This window comes from Rhodococcus sp. WAY2, from assembly GCF_009859915.1.
In the GTDB taxonomy this organism is placed as follows: domain Bacteria; phylum Actinomycetota; class Actinomycetes; order Mycobacteriales; family Mycobacteriaceae; genus Rhodococcus_F; species Rhodococcus_F oxybenzonivorans.
Genome location: NZ_CP046572.1, coordinates 4,603,814 through 4,622,084, shown reverse-complemented (window position 1 = coordinate 4,622,084; position 18,271 = coordinate 4,603,814). Strand labels below are relative to the sequence as shown.

General features: G+C 67.0%; 14 protein-coding genes and 2 pseudogenes. 10 read left to right on the top strand and 6 right to left on the bottom strand.

Translation table 11 applies throughout. The annotated features are described in order from the left end of the window. Positions 1-91: 91 nt before the first annotated feature. A pseudogene (locus tag GFS60_RS20970) lies at positions 92-780 on the top strand (phosphatidylserine/phosphatidylglycerophosphate/cardiolipin synthase family protein); the annotation flags it as partial. A 164-nt stretch (positions 781-944) separates the two neighbouring features. Then, a complete protein-coding gene (locus tag GFS60_RS20965) occupies positions 945-3,422 on the top strand; it encodes an SEC-C domain-containing protein (RefSeq protein ID WP_159924203.1) in 2,478 nt (825 codons plus the stop codon). A gap of 78 nt (positions 3,423-3,500) precedes the next feature. On the opposite strand, the gene GFS60_RS20960 is transcribed toward GFS60_RS20965, so the two are convergent. Together GFS60_RS20960 and GFS60_RS20955 are read right to left on the bottom strand one after the other, a co-directional pair. Then, on the bottom strand, positions 3,501-4,082 hold the full coding sequence (locus tag GFS60_RS20960) for an RES family NAD+ phosphorylase (protein WP_236603223.1): 582 nt from the start codon (positions 4,080-4,082) through the stop codon (positions 3,501-3,503). Between the two features lie 47 nt (positions 4,083-4,129). Next, on the bottom strand, positions 4,130-4,723 hold the full coding sequence (locus GFS60_RS20955) for a helix-turn-helix domain-containing protein (RefSeq protein WP_159924199.1): 594 nt from the start codon (positions 4,721-4,723) through the stop codon (positions 4,130-4,132). A gap of 625 nt (positions 4,724-5,348) precedes the next feature. On the opposite strand from GFS60_RS20955, the gene GFS60_RS20950 reads away from it, so the two are divergent. Further along, entirely contained in the window at positions 5,349-5,654 is a 306-nt protein-coding gene (locus GFS60_RS20950; protein ID WP_236603222.1) for a hypothetical protein, read from the top strand. 591 nt (positions 5,655-6,245) lie between these two features. On the opposite strand, the gene GFS60_RS20945 is transcribed toward GFS60_RS20950, so the two are convergent. After that, on the bottom strand, positions 6,246-7,004 hold the full coding sequence (locus tag GFS60_RS20945) for an IclR family transcriptional regulator (protein WP_236603221.1): 759 nt from the start codon (positions 7,002-7,004) through the stop codon (positions 6,246-6,248). Positions 7,005-7,167: 163 nt separating this feature from the next. Between GFS60_RS20945 and GFS60_RS20940 the strand changes: the two genes are divergently transcribed. The 3 genes from GFS60_RS20940 (at position 7,168) to GFS60_RS20930 (ending at position 10,190) form a co-directional block, all read left to right on the top strand. Beyond that, complete coding sequence (locus GFS60_RS20940) at positions 7,168-8,319, top strand: acyl-CoA dehydrogenase family protein (RefSeq protein WP_159924197.1); 1,152 nt, start codon at positions 7,168-7,170, stop codon at positions 8,317-8,319. After that, positions 8,319-9,347, top strand: coding sequence for an acyl-CoA dehydrogenase family protein (locus GFS60_RS20935; RefSeq protein WP_159924195.1), 1,029 nt, complete (start codon positions 8,319-8,321; stop codon positions 9,345-9,347). The genes GFS60_RS20940 and GFS60_RS20935 overlap by 1 nt, the downstream gene beginning before the upstream one ends. Before the next feature lie 63 nt (positions 9,348-9,410). After that, positions 9,411-10,190, top strand: a complete 780-nt coding sequence (locus GFS60_RS20930) for an enoyl-CoA hydratase/isomerase family protein (RefSeq protein WP_159924193.1) — start codon at positions 9,411-9,413, stop codon at positions 10,188-10,190. A gap of 25 nt (positions 10,191-10,215) precedes the next feature. Here the strand turns inward: GFS60_RS20930 and GFS60_RS20925 are convergent. After that, positions 10,216-11,294 (bottom strand): annotated as a pseudogene (locus tag GFS60_RS20925) (glycerate kinase family protein). Positions 11,295-11,549: 255 nt separating this feature from the next. Beyond that, on the bottom strand, positions 11,550-12,227 hold the full coding sequence (locus GFS60_RS20920) for a formylglycine-generating enzyme family protein (RefSeq protein WP_159924191.1): 678 nt from the start codon (positions 12,225-12,227) through the stop codon (positions 11,550-11,552). A 376-nt stretch (positions 12,228-12,603) separates the two neighbouring features. Here GFS60_RS20920 and GFS60_RS20915 point away from each other — a divergent pair, with 376 nt between their 5' ends. Together GFS60_RS20915 and GFS60_RS20910 are read left to right on the top strand one after the other, a co-directional pair. Further along, entirely contained in the window at positions 12,604-13,590 is a 987-nt protein-coding gene (locus GFS60_RS20915) for an ATP-binding cassette domain-containing protein (protein WP_159924189.1), read from the top strand. Next, on the top strand, positions 13,587-14,444 hold the full coding sequence (locus GFS60_RS20910; RefSeq protein WP_159924187.1) for an ABC transporter permease: 858 nt from the start codon (positions 13,587-13,589) through the stop codon (positions 14,442-14,444). Before GFS60_RS20915 ends, GFS60_RS20910 begins: the two co-directional genes overlap by 4 nt. Before the next feature lie 16 nt (positions 14,445-14,460). Here GFS60_RS20910 and GFS60_RS20905 read toward each other — a convergent pair whose 3' ends face one another. Next, the gene (locus GFS60_RS20905) at positions 14,461-15,525 is read right to left on the bottom strand and encodes an enoyl-CoA hydratase/isomerase family protein (RefSeq protein WP_159924185.1); all 1,065 of its coding nucleotides are present in this window, start codon (positions 15,523-15,525) and stop codon (positions 14,461-14,463) included. Positions 15,526-15,594: 69 nt separating this feature from the next. Here GFS60_RS20905 and GFS60_RS20900 point away from each other — a divergent pair, with 69 nt between their 5' ends. Both GFS60_RS20900 and GFS60_RS20895 read left to right on the top strand, forming a co-directional pair. After that, positions 15,595-16,845: a CoA transferase gene (locus tag GFS60_RS20900; protein WP_236603220.1), complete on the top strand. Its 1,251-nt coding sequence runs from the start codon at positions 15,595-15,597 to the stop codon at positions 16,843-16,845. Next, on the top strand, positions 16,842-18,266 hold the full coding sequence (locus GFS60_RS20895; RefSeq protein WP_159924183.1) for an amidohydrolase family protein: 1,425 nt from the start codon (positions 16,842-16,844) through the stop codon (positions 18,264-18,266). The genes GFS60_RS20900 and GFS60_RS20895 overlap by 4 nt, the downstream gene beginning before the upstream one ends. The last annotated feature ends 5 nt before the right edge of the window (positions 18,267-18,271 follow it).

The window sequence follows — 18,271 nt, the reverse complement described above, 5'->3', positions numbered from 1 at the left end:
CGAGAATGCTCGAATCGGCAGGGTGTTTCACAGTCGCACATTTGTTGCACATTTTCGTGCAGAGTTGATGCGGATCCGTTGCGACGGCATTGTGATCGCCACCAGTACCCGGGCGGCGATCGGGTCGGCATAAACATCCGAAAACAGCACCCTCGCCGACGACGCCGTGATCATCACCGACGACCCCGACATCGTCGCCGGTGTCCGTAAGTTCATCGACGGCCTCGACGAGATCACCGAGGTCGATCAGGTGTTCCTCGACGACGCGATCCGGGAGTGGGAGATCGGCCGCGCCGTCCCCCTACCCGGGTCACCGGCCGCGTCCGCACCGAAACAGATTTCCTGCCCACCCCGGTGCGCCGGATGTTCGTCAAACACGCCGTCGATTACGAACCCACCGACACCGAACAACAGGTCCTCGACAACCAGCGGGGCCGACACAACACCGCCGGCGGGCCGACGGTGAAGTATCAGCTCGAGTCGCTCCGCCTCGACACACGCGGCACCATCCGGCGCGGCGACGTGATCGTCTTCGTCTCCATCGGCGACGAGTGGCTCTACCCGCCGGCCGTGGTGATCTCCGATGCGATGCGGATCCCGCGGTCGGGTGGTGCGGTGTTGTTCTTCCTGCGCACCCGCACCGACCTGCCTCATGTGCCTCTCACCGACGCCGAGAAGGCGCTCACCGACCTCGGGCACCCGGGGTCACGGCTGCGGACCGATCACTACGTCCGCTCCCCTAGCCTCCGGACGGCGATCCTCGCACTATGGGATCTCTGACCCTTCTAACCCGCTCCAGCCGACAGGCAATCGGTTAGGAAATCGTGCGGCTGCAGCGACGCCATTCGGTGGACTGCTGGGCCGGAGAGCAGCCGAATAGCCCGCCTAATGGCGAGTGCGCTCCTTTCGCCGAGACGCACGGATACATCGCATACCCTGGCCCGGTGACCGATCCGACAAATCCCGCTGCCGAAGCCGCCATGGTCCTGCTCCGCGAGCACGGGCCCATGCATCCCGGCGAATGGGCGCGGCGGCTGGTCGCCGAGGGGCATGGCTATCTCGCCGACATGGAGGAACTGGTCGAGTACATCGGCCATCCCCGGCTCGGCTACCTGGCGGACGGCCGCAGCGTGGCCCTCGACTCGCTGCTCGCCGGACGCGTGCTCACCCACCGGCTCACCGACGTGGAAATCGCGTCCGACATCCTCGACGCTCACCCGGACCTGACGCCGCTGCTGCCGTTCGACGACCGCGACCCGGCCGCGGGCGGGCTGCGCATCCTCTTCCGTTACCTCGACGACGATGTGTTCGACGAGCGCGGCGTCGACGATCCCGGCTGGCCGACGGCCGCGGCGCTGCTGCTCGGACCGGATGCACTCGCCGAGTTCCGGGCCGGTGACCTGGTCGCGCTCACGTTCGTGGACGGTGAGTTGCGGTTGAGCGCCGCGGGTGCCCCACCCGCACCCGCATCCGATCTGATCGGCGCGCTGGCCGACCTGGTGCCGATGGACCGCCCCGAGCCCCTGGACGGCATCGTCTGGCAGCTGATGGCCGACGACCGGGCTCTGTTCGCGGTGCCGACCACACCGCTCGGCGACCTGATCACCAACGCTGGATACGTGTGCGACGGCGACGACATCGCGGTCCGGGGATTCGACTTCGCCGCACATCGCGGGAAGGAGCATCTTGCGGCGGTCGCGGCGGCGCACCACCTCACCGACGACGAGACGGAAGCGGTCATGTCGTTCATGGCCCTGATCGGCACTCTCGAGCGCACCCCCGACGACGAGCGCGAGGCCGCTGTCGACGCGGTCGTGGCGAGCGCGGGTGACCGGTTCGCCGGGCTCGCCCGCCCGAACGCGGCCCGCGCCGCGTTCGGCGAGGCGTACGCCACCCTGCACGCGGGGACCGAGACCCTGCGCCTGGCGGCCGCGGTGCTCCGCGACCGCGGTCCCCGCCGGATCGCCCCGACCGCGCACTGGCTGGCGGGCAAGGCGGCCGAACTTGATGGACGGACCGCGGACGCCGAGCGGCACTACGAGCGGGCCCTGGCCGTGGACCCGAACTGGGACGAGGCGCTCGAGGCTTTGGCCGGTTTCGCGTCCGATCGTGGTGACGCGGTGCGGGCGATCGGGCTGCTCGACCGGGTCGAGGGTGCGGATCGCGAATCCATGTATGACCTGCTCCAAATGTTTCTCCCCGTCGACCGGCCGGACCTGGGACGCAACGATCGGTGCTGGTGCGGATCCGGACGCAAATACAAGGCGTGCCACCTCGGCAAGGCCGAGCACCCACTGGAGCAGCGGGCTGGGTGGCTGTATCAGAAGGCGGGGTCGTTCGCGCAGGGCATCGCATGGCGATCGCTGCTTCTCTCGCTCGCCCAGATTCGGTCCGCGCACGACGACCACCCGTTCGCGCTGTATCACGCGCTCGACGACCCGCTGGTCGCGGACGTGGCGCTGTTCGAGTGCGGAGCGTTCGAGCGGTTCGTCGCCGAGCGCGGAGTTCTGCTGCCGGCGGACGAACTGCTCCTCGCGCAGCAATGGTTGCTCACCGAGCGGTCGGTGCATGAGGTCGAGGCGGTGCGTCCCGGCGAGGGGCTGACCCTGCGCGACGTGCGCACCGGCGACCGCCTCGAGGTCACCGAACGCACCGCCAGCAGACAGCTTCGGGTCGGTGACTTCTTCTGCGCCCGAGTCGTTCCCGCCGGTTCCACAATGCAGATCTTCGGGGGTATCGAACCCATCGCACCGGGGCAGCGCGGTGAGTTGATCGAGTTGCTCGACTCCGACGCCACCGACCCCGAGGATCTCGTCGAGTTCCTCAGCGCCCGGTTCGCGCCGCCGCGGCTGGTCACCGCCGACGGGCATCCGATGGTCGCGTGCACGGCCGTGTTCGAGGTGTCCGACACCGCCGGAATCCGTCGCAAGCTCAGTCGCCGTTTCGGCGCCGCCGACAAAGACCGGTGGACCTGGACCGAAGACGGCAGTGTGCTCGGCGCGCTGCACCTGGCCCGCGACACCGAACCCTGGGTGCTCGAGGTCGAAGCGATGAATGAGCCGCGCTTCGAGTCGCTGATCGACGCCGTGGGCGCTGCCGATCCCGGGGCGAGACTGCGCGAGCAGACCCGGACACCGGCAGCGGAGCTGATGGCTCAGGCACAGGACAACGGTGTTCTCCCGGCGCAACCCGTCGACCCCGAGGATCCCGAGATCGCGACAGCGCTCGACGAGCACATCCGCGGATACGAGCAACAGTGGCTCGACGAGGCGATCCCCGCCCTCGGCGGTCACACACCGCGTGAATGCGCCGCCGACCCCACTCGCCGCGACGAGCTGGCCCGGCTGCTCGACTCCTTCCCGCAGCAGGAACGACCGGGAGCGATGAGCGTACGCCGGCTGCGGGAAGCGTTGGGACTGTAGGCTTCCGGTTACCGCCCACGCACCGCCCGCGGCGACGGCGATCGGGTCGAATCCGATCGGCGCGGGCAGGGAATACAGTTAGACCGTCGATGCGTATCCGATGGTGCGTGCGGCGGTGCGGATGATCGGCCGCACGCGCGGGTGGTCGAGTGGTCGAGTGAACTCGGGGTCGGCGGGGAACGAGTCGGCGGCGGGGTTCCACAGGACGACGTTCGGAAGTCCGGTCATGGTGGACGGTACGTACAGACCGTCGAGATGCGGCCATGTCAGGTGGATGGTGCGCGCCCAGGTGCGGCACACCGTGCGCGGTCCGTGAAGCAGTGCGTACGAGGCTTGGTGACGTACCAGCCAGGTTTCGGTGAGGTTGAGCAGATTCAGGGGGCGGGTCGGGCGCCACCCTGTCAGGGCAGGCGCCCCAATCGTGGTGTCGATCGTTCGTGTCGCCTGGTACACCTCGGCCAGCGCGGTGGCGACATCGCAGGCGGCGTAGAGGACTCCGATGGTGGTCGCTGCCGCGGCGGGCCCCGGGTGCGGGTCATAGCGCATGGACGCGATCGGCCCGTAGGTGCGCAGAGTCCGCCAGGAGGCCACGTGCGGACCGGTGGTGCGGTGGATCCGCCACAGCACACCGTCGTAGGCCAAGATGTCATCCGGATTCACTGTGAGCGGGGTCCGCGGTGCCCGCGGAGTCTTCGGGTGCCGACCGCTCACCAGGTGTCGAGGGATTCCAGGAGCGCGACCACCGGTGTCGGGTCCGCCGCGGCGGCCAGATGCTCGAGCGGGGTCCGGTCGCCGAGGTCGGGTTGCGGGGTATGCATGAGCGCGGCGACCGACACGGGGCTCGCCGTTGAGGGGATGGCCGCCACGACCGCGCCGAGCCCCGGCAAGACGTCGTCGCCGACGAACTGCCATCGTGGGATGCGGCGGTGCCCATGCAGATCGAACGCCCACAGCGTGCGCGCGGTGAGCCGCCGGGACACCACCGACCTGTCGATGCCGAGCAGCTCCGCTGCCTCCTTGACCTCCAGCGAATCCGCGAGCACGGTCACGGTGTGACGCGCGATCTCCACCGCGCGAGCGCGAATCTCGGCCACCGACGACCACTGGTCGAGGACTTCGCCGGCGCCTTCGCCGGCGTGGGTGCGGAGGAATTCGATCTCTCCGGCCGACAACGTGTCCGACGCGGCGGGTACCGCGGTGAGTGCAGCGTCGAGTTCGTGAAGCATCTCGCGGGCGGTGAGGTCGACGTGATGCTTGGCCAGCAGCGCGTCGAGCGAGTCTACCTTCCCCACCGACCTCATATGCACATGATAGCTCGCATGTGCACCGTTGTGCAGATCCGTCGTCGGACCCGTCCACTAGCGGCCATAGGAGCCCCAGGTCACCGGGTCGGGGCTCGCACTGGCCAATGGGTGTGGTCACCTGAGTAGGCCCCTTCGTCACGAATCCCGAGGTGGCGGGTGGTCACGGACGGGCGGTGCGGCGTGTCGGCATAGCGGTCCGACGCCGTCCGCCCCCTCGCCGACCCCACCGGCATGTTGGGGGCAGGAGCCCTCGACGTCGACTCGATTAACCGCGTCGGATATCGAGTCGGATCATCGGACGTCGACACCGTTCAAGGCGTAGGCCGGCATGTCCGGCACCAGTTCGGGCGCACGATCCATGATGCCAAGTGTACTTACTTAGCAAAAAGAGTTAGCACTCTGCTGGCATGAGTGCTAGATTGTCGATGAGGTCCAGGTCACAAGCCGGAGACCTCGACCGAGCCGCGACCATCGCCCCTTGCGCCTCGAGCGCGGAGTCGTGTTCAGCAGGCCTCGGCAACACCGGGCGAGTTCGTGGACCGAACAGTCCCGACGACGCCCCCGGCTCTGGTGCAGCGGACCGTGCCCGCCGACCCAACTCGTCACCGCCTGAAGGAGGACCATGACCGCCGCCGTCTCCCGCCTGCGTTCCTCCGTCGACCGCAACGAGAAACGGAAGCAGCAACGCTCGCGGTTGCCCGCCGTGTCGATCGCCTTCGGCACGTTGTCCGTTGCGTCGTTCTGGGTGCCAGGACTTGGCTTCCTACTTGGAGTAGCCGCGGTGGTCTGCGGCGCCATCGCCACCTCGCGGTCCGCGGTGATCGATGACGAGGCGGCATCGTTGCGGGCCCTACTGGGCGTCGTTGCCGGCGCTGCGGGCATCACCGTCTCCGCGATCGCCCTGTTTCCCATGCTGGCGGACCTGTGAACCACGAACGTGACCGGCATAGTTTCGGTCGCCATCCGGCCTGACCGACCACACCACCCCGGCACCACCGTCTCCGCCCGGAGTGACTGCCATCGCGACCACCACATCTCGGGGTGCTGCACCGCCAACAATCACCTCGGATCCCACAGTGATCACTCGACACTGTTTGAGCTCGTCGAGAACGTCGTCGAGCGCCGCAGTCGGGATGCAGGACGAAAGTCTTCACCCTCCGACACGCGCAGACAGTCGCGTACGGAGGCGAGCATGGCGAGTTCCCGCTCGAGGTCTGCTGCGGCTCCATCGTCCACCGTTCTCCTCCTAGGAATGGGAGTCGCAATCAGCGCTCGATCAGCACGCTGCCTCGGAACATGGCACAGCATTCGTCGGGGAGCTCCCCTCACTGGGGGTGAGGTAGCTGTCGCTGCGCCTCCGTTCGGGTGGCGTCGAGCCAGGAAGTCACTGTCCCGGGCTGACGCTCCGTTCGCTGCGCTACGGCCCGTGATCCGAGGTTCGAAACGAGCGCGGTCCCTCATCGCGTGACGCGTGTGCCCTTGGAGCGTCACGCGATGGCCGGCTCGCCCCAAACAAGGTTCACCACTGAACGCTGCGTTGATCCCAGCTCCGGGAACACTCCGTGAGAAGGTCCACCAGCGTGTCGCGCTGCTGAGTGATCACTTCGTGTGACGCGATGACGCCCACGGCAGCAACGGTTTTCCCGTTGTCCCGTACTGCGATGGAGACACCGTCACCTTGCTCGGAGGCATTGGGGGAAGCGCAGATCCCGGTTTGTTCCATCTCGGGCAATGCCGCAAAGAACTTGTCGACGAGGGGTTGCTCATCCTCGCCGACATTTTTCAGGTACGCCCAGAGATCCCGCTTTTCCATGCCCGCGAGCAATACCCAACCGCCGGAGGTGCGAATGAGGGAACGCCGCACGTAGTTCTCGGCGAGGTAGGCGAACCGGGGATCGGACGAGCAGTAGTCGACGTAGAAGATGTCCGGTCCGACTGCAATGGACAGCACGGTCGTCAGGCCGGCCCGTTCGTGCACCTCTTCGAGGTCGGCATGCGTCACCGTCGAGACGGGCTGCCGCCCTGCCAATCGGTTGAGCAGATACGGCGCACTGCCCAGGGAGTAGCGCCGGTCGTGTTCGCCCAGATACCCGGTGGCGACGAGACCGTTGACCAAGCCCTGAACCGAACTGATCGGGGCCGAAAGCTCTTTTGCTATCTCGCTGAGGGTGATTCCGCCACGAGCCCGCGCAACGCATTCGAGGATCGAGGCGATGCGATCCACGGTGCGATGACGAGCGCGGGCCCGCGCCCCTGTTGCGCCCTCCGGTTGCACCACGACAATTCCTCCTCGGTAGTCGCCCGGCGCGACTCCGACCCACCCTATCAGCTACGTATATACGTAATCAACTCCAATATTGCGTAGACATGGCTCGAAGTGTCATAGTCGTTGAAGCCACCCCGAACGAACCCATGTCGGCTTGAACGGAAAGACCACCACCATGACCACCCTCAGACTGGTTCCCCCGGTCTCCGCCGATCCCCACGCCGCGGACGTCCTGCGCGCCGAGGTTCGCGAATTCCTCGCCGGCCAACGCGCCGAGGGCAAGATCGGCCGGGACGTCGACTGCTGGCTCACCGGATGGGACGAGGACTTCTCCCGCGCCCTGGCCGCCCGCGGCTGGCTCGGCATGACTGTGCCCGTCGAGTACGGCGGACACGGCCGCAGCCACCTCGAGCGGTTCGTCGTCACCGAGGAATTGCTGGCTGCCGGGGCACCCGTCGCAGCGCACTGGATTGCCGATCGGCAGATCGTTCCGTCGCTTCTGAAGTACGGCACCGAAAATCAAAAGCACCAATACCTGCCGGCCATTGCGAGCGGTGAGTGCTATTTCGGTATCGGTATGAGCGAACCGGATTCCGGTTCCGATCTGGCGAGCGTTCGCACCAAGGCCACCCGGGTCGACGGCGGCTGGTCGATCACCGGCACCAAGGTATGGACCTCGGGCGCACACCGTGCTCACGCATTCTTTTGCCTTGCCCGCACCACCGCGGTCGATCCCGCGCATCGGCACGACGGACTGAGCCAGTTCATCGTCGATCTTCATTCCCCGGGTGTCGACATCCGGCCCATCGTGTCGATGAACGGCGAGCACCACTTCAACGAGGTCATACTCGACGACGTCTTCGTCGCCGACGACAAGGTGTTCGGCACCATCGGCGACGGCTGGCAACAGGTCACCTCCGAACTGAGCTTCGAACGCAGTGGTCCCGAGCGATTCCTGTCCACGTTCACCTTGCTGGCAGAAACCGCCGAGCAGATGCGCGGCAATGCGATCCCCAGGCATACCGACCTCGGCCGTTATGTCGCTCGCATCGCCGGTCTGCATCAGATGTCGACCGCCGTCGCCGGCGCGCTCGAACGCCGGGAACCAGCCGATACAGCTGCCGCCGTCGTCAAGGTCCTGGGCACATCCACCGAGGGCGACATCGCCGATTTCGCCGACCTGCTCACCGGTGACTACTCGCCGGATCGGGCCGAGTACCACGACATGCTCGACGACGCCGTCGTGCAACGCCCCGGATTCACCCTCCGCGGCGGTACCAACGAAGTTCTGCGCGGCGTGATCGCGCGAGGATTGGGGATGCGCTGATGACTGCACCGTTCACGGTCGACAACGACCTCGTCGAGATGATGTCTGCGGTCTTCGCGAGCCACCGCGAGCAGAACGAGCCGGAGAGCGGCACCGCGCCCTGGGATGCGGGCTTGTGGAGCCGGCTGGACGAGCTGGGTTTGGTCCGGCTCACCGGCCGGGAAGAAAACGGGGGCAGCGGCGCGGGCTGGTTCGAGGCCGCCGAGCTGATCCGCGCGTCCGCCTCGAACGGCGTCCGAATTCCGTTGGTCGAACACGACTTGCTGGCCGGGTGGCTTCTCGAGGTCACCGGCTCTCCTGTCGATGCAGCGCGCCGCACGGTATGCGTGCTCGACAACGCAGGAATGGCCTCCGGCGTACCCTGGGCAGCCCAGTCCGACAAGGTCGTTCTCGTCTGGCGGAACGGCGACACCTACCACGTCGCCGACGTCGAAACCTCGACGCTCGACATCGCTCCCGGCACCAACGTTGCCGGCGAACCGCGCGACACCGTCACCGCCGACACCACCGTTCTGTCGGGCACCCCGGTCGCGGATGCCGTCGTCGACCAGTTACTGCTGCGCGGCGCCCTGGCACGCGGACTGCAAACGTGCGCCGCACTCGCACGCATCCTGGACCTCTCGATCACCCACACGACCGAACGCACCCAGTTCGGGCGTCCACTCGCCAAGTTCCAGGCCGTCCAGAACCTGGTCGCCGACATCGCCGCCGAAGTCGCCCTTGCCCGCGCCGCTACCGACGCCGCACTCATCGAAGCTGTCCGCACCGACTGGTCCGGACCCAACCTCGAGTTCCTCGTCGCCGCTGCCCGATCCTGCGCAGGCCACGCCACCTCCGTGGTGGTGCGCAACGCCCACCAGGTGCATGGCGCGATCGGCACCACTCGCGAGCACCGGCTGCACGAATTCACCACACCCGCTCTCGCCTGGCGTTCGGAGTTCGGCTCGGTCCACTACTGGGACGAAAAATTGACCGCGGCCGCCCTCGAAGCAGGGCGCGAGGGCCTCTGGGCCCTCGTCACCGCCTGAACACCTAGCTCCGCCTCGCCGACACCCTGCGCGTCGACGCTCGACTCTGACAAGGAATACAACATGGCTGACCTGGAATACACCGTCACCGACGGCGTCGGCACCATCCTGCTCAATCGCCCACACCGTAAGAACGCCTTCACCTTCGACATGTTGGACGCCTGGGCCGAGGCGCTGCGGTCGGCACGCACCGACCCGGACGTGCGCGTCGTGCTCGTCACGGGTGCCGGAGGATCGTTCTGCGCCGGAGTCGATCTCGACGACTTCTCGGAAATCACCTCCACACTCGGCCGTCAGCAAGTACTGCAGGACCGCGTTCACCGCGTAGCCGCGGCTGCCCTCGACCTCGACAAACCACTGATCGCTGCCGTCGACGGTGTCGCGGTCGGCGCAGGCATGGACATGGCCCTGGCCTGCGACATCCGTCTCGCCTCGACTCGGGCGCGCTTCTCCGAGGCGTATGTGCGGGTCGGGCTGATCCCCGGTGACGGCGGCGCCCACCTGCTGCCCCGCATCGTCGGTCAGGCACGCGCCCTCGAACTGCTGTGGACCGGACGCTTCGTCGAAGCCCAAGAAGCCCTCGATTTGGGCATCGTCCTGTCAGTACACTCCCCGGAGGAACTGCCCGAAGCCGCGCACGATCTGTGCCGACGCCTCGCCGACGGTCCCCCGGTCGCGATCCGCGCCATCAAGCGTCTCGTGCGGAATGGGGAGAACGTCGACTTCAGAACGTCGCTGTCGATGGTGGCCGCCGAGCAAGCCGTCGTGCAGTCGACCCAGGACTCCGCAGAGGCCGTCGCGGCCTTCCGTGAGAAGCGGGCACCCGCCTTCGTCGGCGAGTAACAGAAGTCACCGAACGCATCGGCAGTCACTCACGAGCGCCCAGAGCGGCACCGAGAAGACCACCGATCTGCGCCGAAACTTCGCGAACGAGGTGGGCGCTGTTCGCGACCATGTCCGTGAGGCTCGAAGGACCCTTGGCGATGGAGAACGCCGAAACGACTCCGGCCGAGGCGATTTCGGCAGCCGACAGCTGAACCGTTCCCGCGATCACGACGACCGGGCAACTCGGTGGGGTGACGTCGAGGACGCCGCGGACGACCTTCCCTCGCAGCGACTGAGAGTCGAACGAACCCTCGCCCGTCAGAACCACGTCTGCATGAGCGCAGATGTCGCGCAGGCCGACGACGTCCGAGACCAACCGGGCTCCGGGTGTGAGTTCGGCTCCCACGAGTGGCACCAGGCGGCCGGCATTCCACCTGCAGCGCCCGCTCCTGGATGCTGGGCGATGTCGATACCGGTCTCGGCTCGGATGATCCGCGCAAGGTGCTCCAACCCGGCATCGAGGTCGATCACGTTCTGTGGTGTCGCCCCCTTCTGCGGACCGAACACCGCTGCCGCGCCGGATGATCCGCACAAGGGGTTGTCGACGTCTGTGGCGACGCGCCACCGGACGTGACGGGCGCGCGGATGAAGCTGGGAATCATCGACAGACGCGATACCCGCAAGGCCCGCTCCACCGGGTTCCACCTCACGACCGTCGGAATCGAGGAACCGCATCCCGAGTGCGCGGAGAAATCCCGTCCCGCCGTCCGTGCTCGCCGATCCGCCTATGCACAGCACGATTTCGCCGACGCCCTGGTCCAGCAGAGTATGCGCGATGACACCGACGCCGTAGCTGTCTGCGCGCATGGGTTGCAGGGGAATATCGGACACCTGCGGAAGACCGTTCGCTTCGGCGGCTTCGATGATGCCGACCACTCCGTCATTCGAAATTCCGTATCGAGCCGTCCGTGCCCGCCCCACCGCGTCGGTCGTACCGAGAAATCTAGGAACGGCGTGCCAGTTGGCGAGTAGTGCATCCAGGGTGCCCTCGCCGCCGTCGGCGAGGGGGCACTCGATGATGACCGCGTCCGGACCGAGTGCACTTCGCACACCTTCGGTCATCGCTGCGGCGACCTCGGCAGCCGTCAGACTCCCCTTGAAGGAGTCGGGCGCGATGACGACCGTGGGCTGACGACGAACCATGCGACGGAGCCTAGGTCACTATCGGGCCCTTCGCAGGGGCAGAGGAACCCGATTTCATCCGGCCGGACGAGGCATCGAGGCATCGAGGCATCGAGGACAGTAGCTGTCCTGAATGGCTCTTAGCCTGATGCCAACCGAATGAAAGGAGATCCGATGACGCTCGCTCCGCGCAGGTCAGAGCGACCGTGCCACTCGAAATCCGAGATCGTCGATGGAGAACGACGGGTGACTGCGACGACGGCACGTCGCCCCACATCCTCGGGCTTCCTCGGCCCAGCTCCCGCCGCGGAAGGTTCGGTACGAGCCGTACACCTCGGCGTCGTACACATCCCAGCACCACTCCCACACGTTCCCCAACATGTCATGGAGGCCCCACGCGTTGGGCGCTTTTCCGCCCACCCCATGGGGGTGTCCGCCCGAATTGCCGCTGTACCAAGCGATGTCGTCGAGTTCACCGTATCGGTACCCGAATGTTCCAGCTTTGCAGGCGTACTGCCACTCCGCTTCCGTGGGCAAGCGGTATCCGTCGGACTCGCGAGTGCACGAAACATGCCGGCCGCCGTCGGTCACCGAGTAGTACTCCGTCAGCCCCGATTCCCGCGACAGCACATTGCAGAAATCGACGGCGTCGTGCCACGAGACGTCAACCACCGGCGCGGCGCCATTGGAGGAAGACTTCGCGGAATCGTTCATGATGCGGGAATACAGCGAAGCGGTGACGGGACTACGCGCGAGGAGGAAGCTCTCGAGTTCCACCGTCCACGCCGTCTTCCTTCGGTCGTCTCTCAACGCAACTTCGCCGGCAGGGATTCGGGCCATCGCGACATCGAGGCCGACCCTCGGATTCGACATGGAACGACCCTTCGCGATCAGCTGGATTATCGTGCAGCCTTCTTCAAGGCATTAGACCCAGCGGGCATCACGCGGTCAAGGCTTTTACGCAGCCGACCTGTCCATCCCCGGTACAGAAAGGCCGCCGTTCGCTTGACCTCGAGTGAACTCGAGGTAATAGCGTCCGATCATGATCATCAGGTGTTCAGCCGTCCGAAATATACAAGCGACATCGCCCGGGCAACCTGTAAGTTGGTCTGCGATCGACGGGGGACGACGTGATTCGTAACAAGCATCGAAGCGTGCGGGCTTCACCGTGCGCCGCTGCGCTGCGGCACACACATTCAGGCGCACAACACTGTGACGGTTCGCCGTCACTTCAGGCAGGGAGATTTTCATGACATCCGAAGCGGCGATCGAGGCAATAGAGCTGGTCAAACGATTCGGCGACAACGTGGCCGTCGATGGGGTGAGCTTCACGGTTCCGCAGGGATCCGTTCTCGGATTGCTCGGCCCCAACGGCGCAGGCAAGACCACGACAGTGCGGATGATGACCACCCTGAGTCTCCCCACCAGCGGAACTGCACGGGTGGCCGGTCACGACGTCGTCACCGACCCCGGGGCGGTGCGGCTCAGCATGGGACTGACCGGCCAGGCCGCGACCATCGACGAACTGCTGACCGGACGTGAGAACATCCGGATGATCGGCGAGCTCTACGGGCTGTCGGGCAAGGCAGCACGCCGTGCCAGCGACGAACTCCTCGAACGGTTCTCCCTCACCGCCGCCGGTGACCGGATCGCTCGAACCTATTCGGGTGGAATGCGCAGGCGTCTCGACCTCGCCGTGAGTCTTGTTGCCACACCACCGGTGCTGTTCCTCGACGAACCCACCACCGGACTCGATCCGGCCAGTCGGATCGAATTGTGGGATGTACTCCGGGAACTGGTCGAGGACGGCACGACACTACTGCTGACGACGCAGTACCTCGAGGAAGCCGACCAACTTGCCGACAAGATCGTCGTCATCGACAAGGGCAAGGTCATCGCCTCGGGCACCCCGGTGCAACTGAAGGACCAGTCCGGCAAGGCCAGTCTCGTTCTGACGGTGTCGCACGTGGCCGATCTCGACGAGGCCGAGCGCATGCTCCGCCAGCACGTCTCGGACGTGCGGGTCGACAGGTCGGCCCGGCAACTGTCGGCGCCGACCGACGGCCTACGCGACATGACGCGTATCGCGAATCTTTTCGACGACAGCACCATCCTTCTCGATGACATCGGTCTCAAACGTCCGAGCCTCGACGATGTCTTCCTGAGCCTGACCGGTCACCGCGCCGAGACGGCCGAAACTGCACGTACCTCAGATGACCTGGAGACAGCCAGATGACCACCACATCCACACTGAACCCCACCGCGATCGGTACCCGGCTGGCTCGTCCCGACATAAAGCCTGCGGGACTGGCACGTCAATCGTGGATCGTGGTGCGGCGAAACCTCACCCACATCAAACGGATGCCGGAGATGCTGCTGGATGTCACCATCCAGCCGGTGATGTTCGTTCTGCTGTTCGCCTACGTCTTCGGTGGGTCGATCATGACGTCGGGCGCGAACTACCGCGAATGGTTGCTCCCCGGCATCATGGCTCAGACCATGGTGTTCTCCTGCTTCGTGGTCGCCGTGGGATTGAACTCGGACCTCGACAAGGGCATCGTCGACCGTTTCCGGTCACTACCGATCTCACGGTCGTCGATCCTTATCGGCCGGAGCGTGTCCAGCATCATCCACTCCAGCATCGGCGTCGTCGTCATGTCGCTGACCGGCCTCCTCATCGGCTGGCGCATCCACAACGGCTTCGGTGAGGCGGTACTCGCGTTCGCGCTGCTGTTGCTGTTCGGCTTCGCGATGATCTGGTTCGGCATCCTCGTCGGATCGTTGATGCGCTCGGTCGAGGCGGTCCAGGGGTTCATGTTCACCTCGATGTTCCCCATCACGTTCCTGGCCAACACCTTCGCACCCACCGAACAGATGCCGACCTGGCTGCGGACCATCGCGGAATGGAACCCGATCTCCGCGCTCGTGCAGGCCATGCGCCAGCTGTGGGGCAACGCTCCCGCAGCACCCGCCGGCGCGGCGTGGCCGCTGCATCACGCGGTTCCGGTCACGATCGGCTGGTCACTGCTGCTGATCGCGATCTTCGCGCCCCTCGCGGTGCGAGCCTTCCTGAACCGGACCCGCGACTGACCGATACGGACGGCAGCTAACCCGACACCTCGTCCACCAGCCCCCACACCCTCGCGGTCGGCACGTCGAGGGCAACGCCGGTCACGCACAGCCAGAAGGCACGCCAGCGTCCGATCCGCCGCGGCACGCTGACGGTGCCGCCGGCACCGGGGATCAGCCCCATCGCCACCTCGGGAAGCCGGAAAAGGGAGTCCGGGCGGGCGACGATTCGGTCTGCGAACGCGGGAACCTCGATTCCTGCTCCCACGCAGCTACCGTGCACGCGGACCTCGATCCGGTCGGCAAGCTGCGCGACGAGCCGGCCGGCGCCCGCCCGGGTGCGGATCAGATGGGCGGTGGCCAGGTCGGGTGTCGTGCCGAATTCGTCGAGGTCACCCCCGGCGGAGAAGGAAGGTCCGGAGCCGTCGAGCACGATTTTCGTGATGGTGGTGTCCACGAGTGCGAGCCGCAGCGCCTCGACCAGTCCGTCACGGACCTCGGCGCCGTAGGCGTTGCGGCGTTCGGGCCGATTCAACGTGACCAGAAGTTCGTCGTCCTCCCGCCGGACCAGCACCGGTTCCTGCGGCGAGGGCGGCGGCAACGGGCGCGGCCCGCGCTGCTCGAGCCATCGACGAAACTCCGGGCCCCCGAGCAAGGTGGAATAGGCGAGCGATTCGACATCGATCGCGGCAGGCACCGTCAGGTGCTCGGAGAGCTTCAGCACCTGGGCCAGTACCAACGTCGAGTGCGGGTTTTCGGCGACCTTGCGGTGCAATTCTCCGACTGCCACATCCGGATCCGGCACGGACACCGCGAGGCGGTTGCCCGGCGCCGACTCCGCGACGATCGTCGTATCGAGGGCGGACGCCACCTTCTGCACATCCGGTGACAACTCATGGCCGCCGTGGTGCAGTCCCACAAGTATCCGGTCACTGACGCGTGCCCTGTCCGCGGCGCGCACGCAGGTGACCGACTCGGCGGCGCCGTCGAGGTTCACCGTGAGCATCGGGCTGTCGATTTCGGCGCCCTCGGACAGCAGCGGGCGGTCCGCAGCACCGTCGGCCAACTGCTCGAGCGTGATCGTTCGGACGTCGTTACCCATGAACACACCCTGCCAGCTCCATATCGGTTGCGTGCAGCCGGGTTTCGTTCACCGCGTAGCATCGACGCCGTGCCTTCCCCCTCGACGACGGATCCCTCGGACCCGGTGCGAGACTGGGCCGACAGTGGCGTCGTCGCACTCACCGGCCGCCACGGCGGTCCCCCGATCGTGCCGCCGGGGCGAGCCGCGACTGTGGCGCAGGAAAGGGCCTCGTGGATCGCCGAGGTCACGGAACTCAGCTCGCATCCCGTGCTTGTCGACGGTCCGCGACTCCTGTCCGAACGGGCCGCCTTCACCGGGCACAGCCGGCGTGGGGACATCTCGGTCGGCGGCAGTTGTCGCCTCCTGCCCACGTCCGACGGGTGGGCGGCGGTGTCCTGTGCGCGACCCGATGATCCCAGCCTGCTGGGGGCGCTGATCAGCAGCGCCGTCGACGAGTCCAATCAGTGGCCCGCTGTCGCCGAGTGGCTGAAGACGCACACCGGAGCGGAGTTGGACGAGCGGGCGGAACTGCTGGGCATCGCGGCGGGATCGCTCCGGTCCACGGACACGATCCCTGTTCCCCTCATGCCTCTGGCACCGCGCCCGGTGCAGGGATTGCTGGTCGTGGACTTCAGCGCCCTGTGGGCGGGACCGCTCTGTGCTCATCTCCTCGGGTTGGCCGGCGCCCGCGTCGTCAAGGTCGAGACACCGACCCGCGCGGACGGCGCCCGCCGTGGCAACGCCGACTTCTACGCCCTCCTGCACGGCGGCCACGAGGCGGTGGTTCTCGACCCGGATACCGCCGAGGGCAGGCGGTCGTTGGCCCTGTTGGTCGAGGCGGCCGACATCGTCATCGAGGCATCCCGGCCGCGCGCGCTCCGGCGCTTCGGCCTCGATGCCGACGAAGCGGTGGCGCGGGGAACCACATGGGTGTCGATCACCGCCGCCGGGCGCGGGTCGGATCGGATCGGCTTCGGTGACGACCTCGCCGCGTCCGCCGGCCTGGTCGCGCACGATACGGACGGTTCTCCGTTGTTCGTCGGTGACGCGGTCGCCGACCCCCTCACCGGCCTCACCGCCGCCGCACTGGCGATGTCGGCTCCCGCCGACGGATCGGGGTACCTGTGGGACATCTCGATGTCCGCGGTCGTGGCGGCCACGTTGACCGGCGAGCCCGAGGTGCAGTCCGAACAGCGAAGCGGTCATTGGGTCCTCGTGACGGAGTCGGGTGTGGCCGAAGTCGCGCATCCGCACCGCCGGATACCGCGAGGGCGAGTCGCGGATGTCGGAGAGAACACGGTCGACACTCTCCGCAGCCTCGGAATTCCGGTGCCATGAGCGACCTCGTCATCCGCAACGCGGAACTGGGCGGCGTGCCCGGTGTCGACATGCGCATGTCGGGGGGAACGGTCACCGAGATCGGCCACGGAATCACCCCGGCAGGAGCCGAGGTGATCGACGCCGACGGCGGGGCTGTGCTGCCCGGACTCACCGACCATCACCTGCACCTGCACGCCATGGCCGCCGACGCCGTCTCGGTTCGGTGCGGGCCTCCCGACGTTCGCGATCGCGCGGATCTCGCTCGCGCACTCGAACGTGCCCAGGCCGACGACAACGGGTGGGTGCGCGGCGTCGGATACGTCGAAACCGTTGCGGGCGAGCTGGATTCATCTGTTCTCGACACCCTGCACGGGCAACGGCCGGTGCGGATTCAACATCGGAGCGGGGCGATGTGGGTGCTCAACGGCGCCGCTACGGCGGCCGCGCGCCTCGCAGAGGCCGACCACCCAGGAGTCGAGCGCGACCACACCGGGACCCCGACCGGGCGGGTCTGGCGCGCCGACACCTGGCTGCGCGAACGCCTGCCACGCTCACAACCACCCCGGTTGGCTACCATCGGTGCGGCGCTGGCCCGTTTCGGGATCACGACCGTCACCGACGCCACCCCCGACCTTTCCGCCGAGTCGCAGCAGGCCATCGGATCGGCCGTCCGCTCTCGCGAACTTCTCCAGCGGGTGCATCTGCTCGGCGCGCCGCTTCGAGGCGACCCGGACACCGTGGCGGGACGCGTCAGCGTGGGCCCGTACAAGATCGTGCTGGCCGATTCGGGTTTTCCGGACCTCACGGAGTTGGCCGACCTCATCCGCGACGTTCACGCGCTCGGCCGCGCCGTCGCCGTCCACTGCGTGAGCCGGGAAGCGCTGCTCATTCTTCTCAGCGTGTTCGACGAGGTCGGCAGCGTTCCGGGTGACCGTATCGAACACGGCGCACTCATCCCCCGCGAGAGCCTCGACGACGTTCGCCGACGGGGATTGCGGGTGGTGACCCAGCCGGGCTTCCTCGCCCACCGCGGCGACGACTACCTGCGCGACGTCGACCCGCGGGACCTCCCGGATCTCTACCGCTGTCGCTCGCTGATCGACGCCGGCGTCCCCCTCGCGCTGTCGAGTGACGCCCCCTACGGTCCCCTCGACCCATGGCAGGTGATCGCAGCAGCCGTCGACCGCCGCGCACCCACCGGCGACATCGTGGGTCTCGACGAGCGCATCACCGCTGCCGAAGCCCTGGATCGCTACCTCGCACCCGCCGGGGACCCGGGTGGCCGGCCCCGCGGAATCACCGTAGGAGAACCCGCCGACGTGGTGCTGTTGCACGTTCCGCTCGACGAAGCGTTGCGGGTACTCAGCTCTGAGGTCGTTAGAGGCACCGTGCTGGACGGAATCGTCACTTGCGCTGCGTCCGTGGACAATTCCGACTGAGTCCA

Bases quoted from the DNA above. Each gene is read 5' to 3' on its own strand.
- GFS60_RS20955 (WP_159924199.1), bottom strand. From the start codon at position 4,723: ATGAGGTCGGTGGGGAAGGTAGACTCGCTCGACGCGCTGCTGGCCAAG.
- GFS60_RS20950 (WP_236603222.1), top strand. From the start codon at position 5,349: ATGACCGCCGCCGTCTCCCGCCTGCGTTCCTCCGTCGACCGCAACGAG.
- GFS60_RS20940 (WP_159924197.1), top strand. From the start codon at position 7,168: ATGACCACCCTCAGACTGGTTCCCCCGGTCTCCGCCGATCCCCACGCC.
- GFS60_RS20935 (WP_159924195.1), top strand. From the start codon at position 8,319: ATGACTGCACCGTTCACGGTCGACAACGACCTCGTCGAGATGATGTCT.
- GFS60_RS20930 (WP_159924193.1), top strand. From the start codon at position 9,411: ATGGCTGACCTGGAATACACCGTCACCGACGGCGTCGGCACCATCCTG.
- GFS60_RS20920 (WP_159924191.1), bottom strand. From the start codon at position 12,227: ATGTCGAATCCGAGGGTCGGCCTCGATGTCGCGATGGCCCGAATCCCT.
- GFS60_RS20915 (WP_159924189.1), top strand. From the start codon at position 12,604: ATGACATCCGAAGCGGCGATCGAGGCAATAGAGCTGGTCAAACGATTC.
- GFS60_RS20910 (WP_159924187.1), top strand. From the start codon at position 13,587: ATGACCACCACATCCACACTGAACCCCACCGCGATCGGTACCCGGCTG.
- GFS60_RS20905 (WP_159924185.1), bottom strand. From the start codon at position 15,525: ATGGGTAACGACGTCCGAACGATCACGCTCGAGCAGTTGGCCGACGGT.
- GFS60_RS20895 (WP_159924183.1), top strand. From the start codon at position 16,842: ATGAGCGACCTCGTCATCCGCAACGCGGAACTGGGCGGCGTGCCCGGT.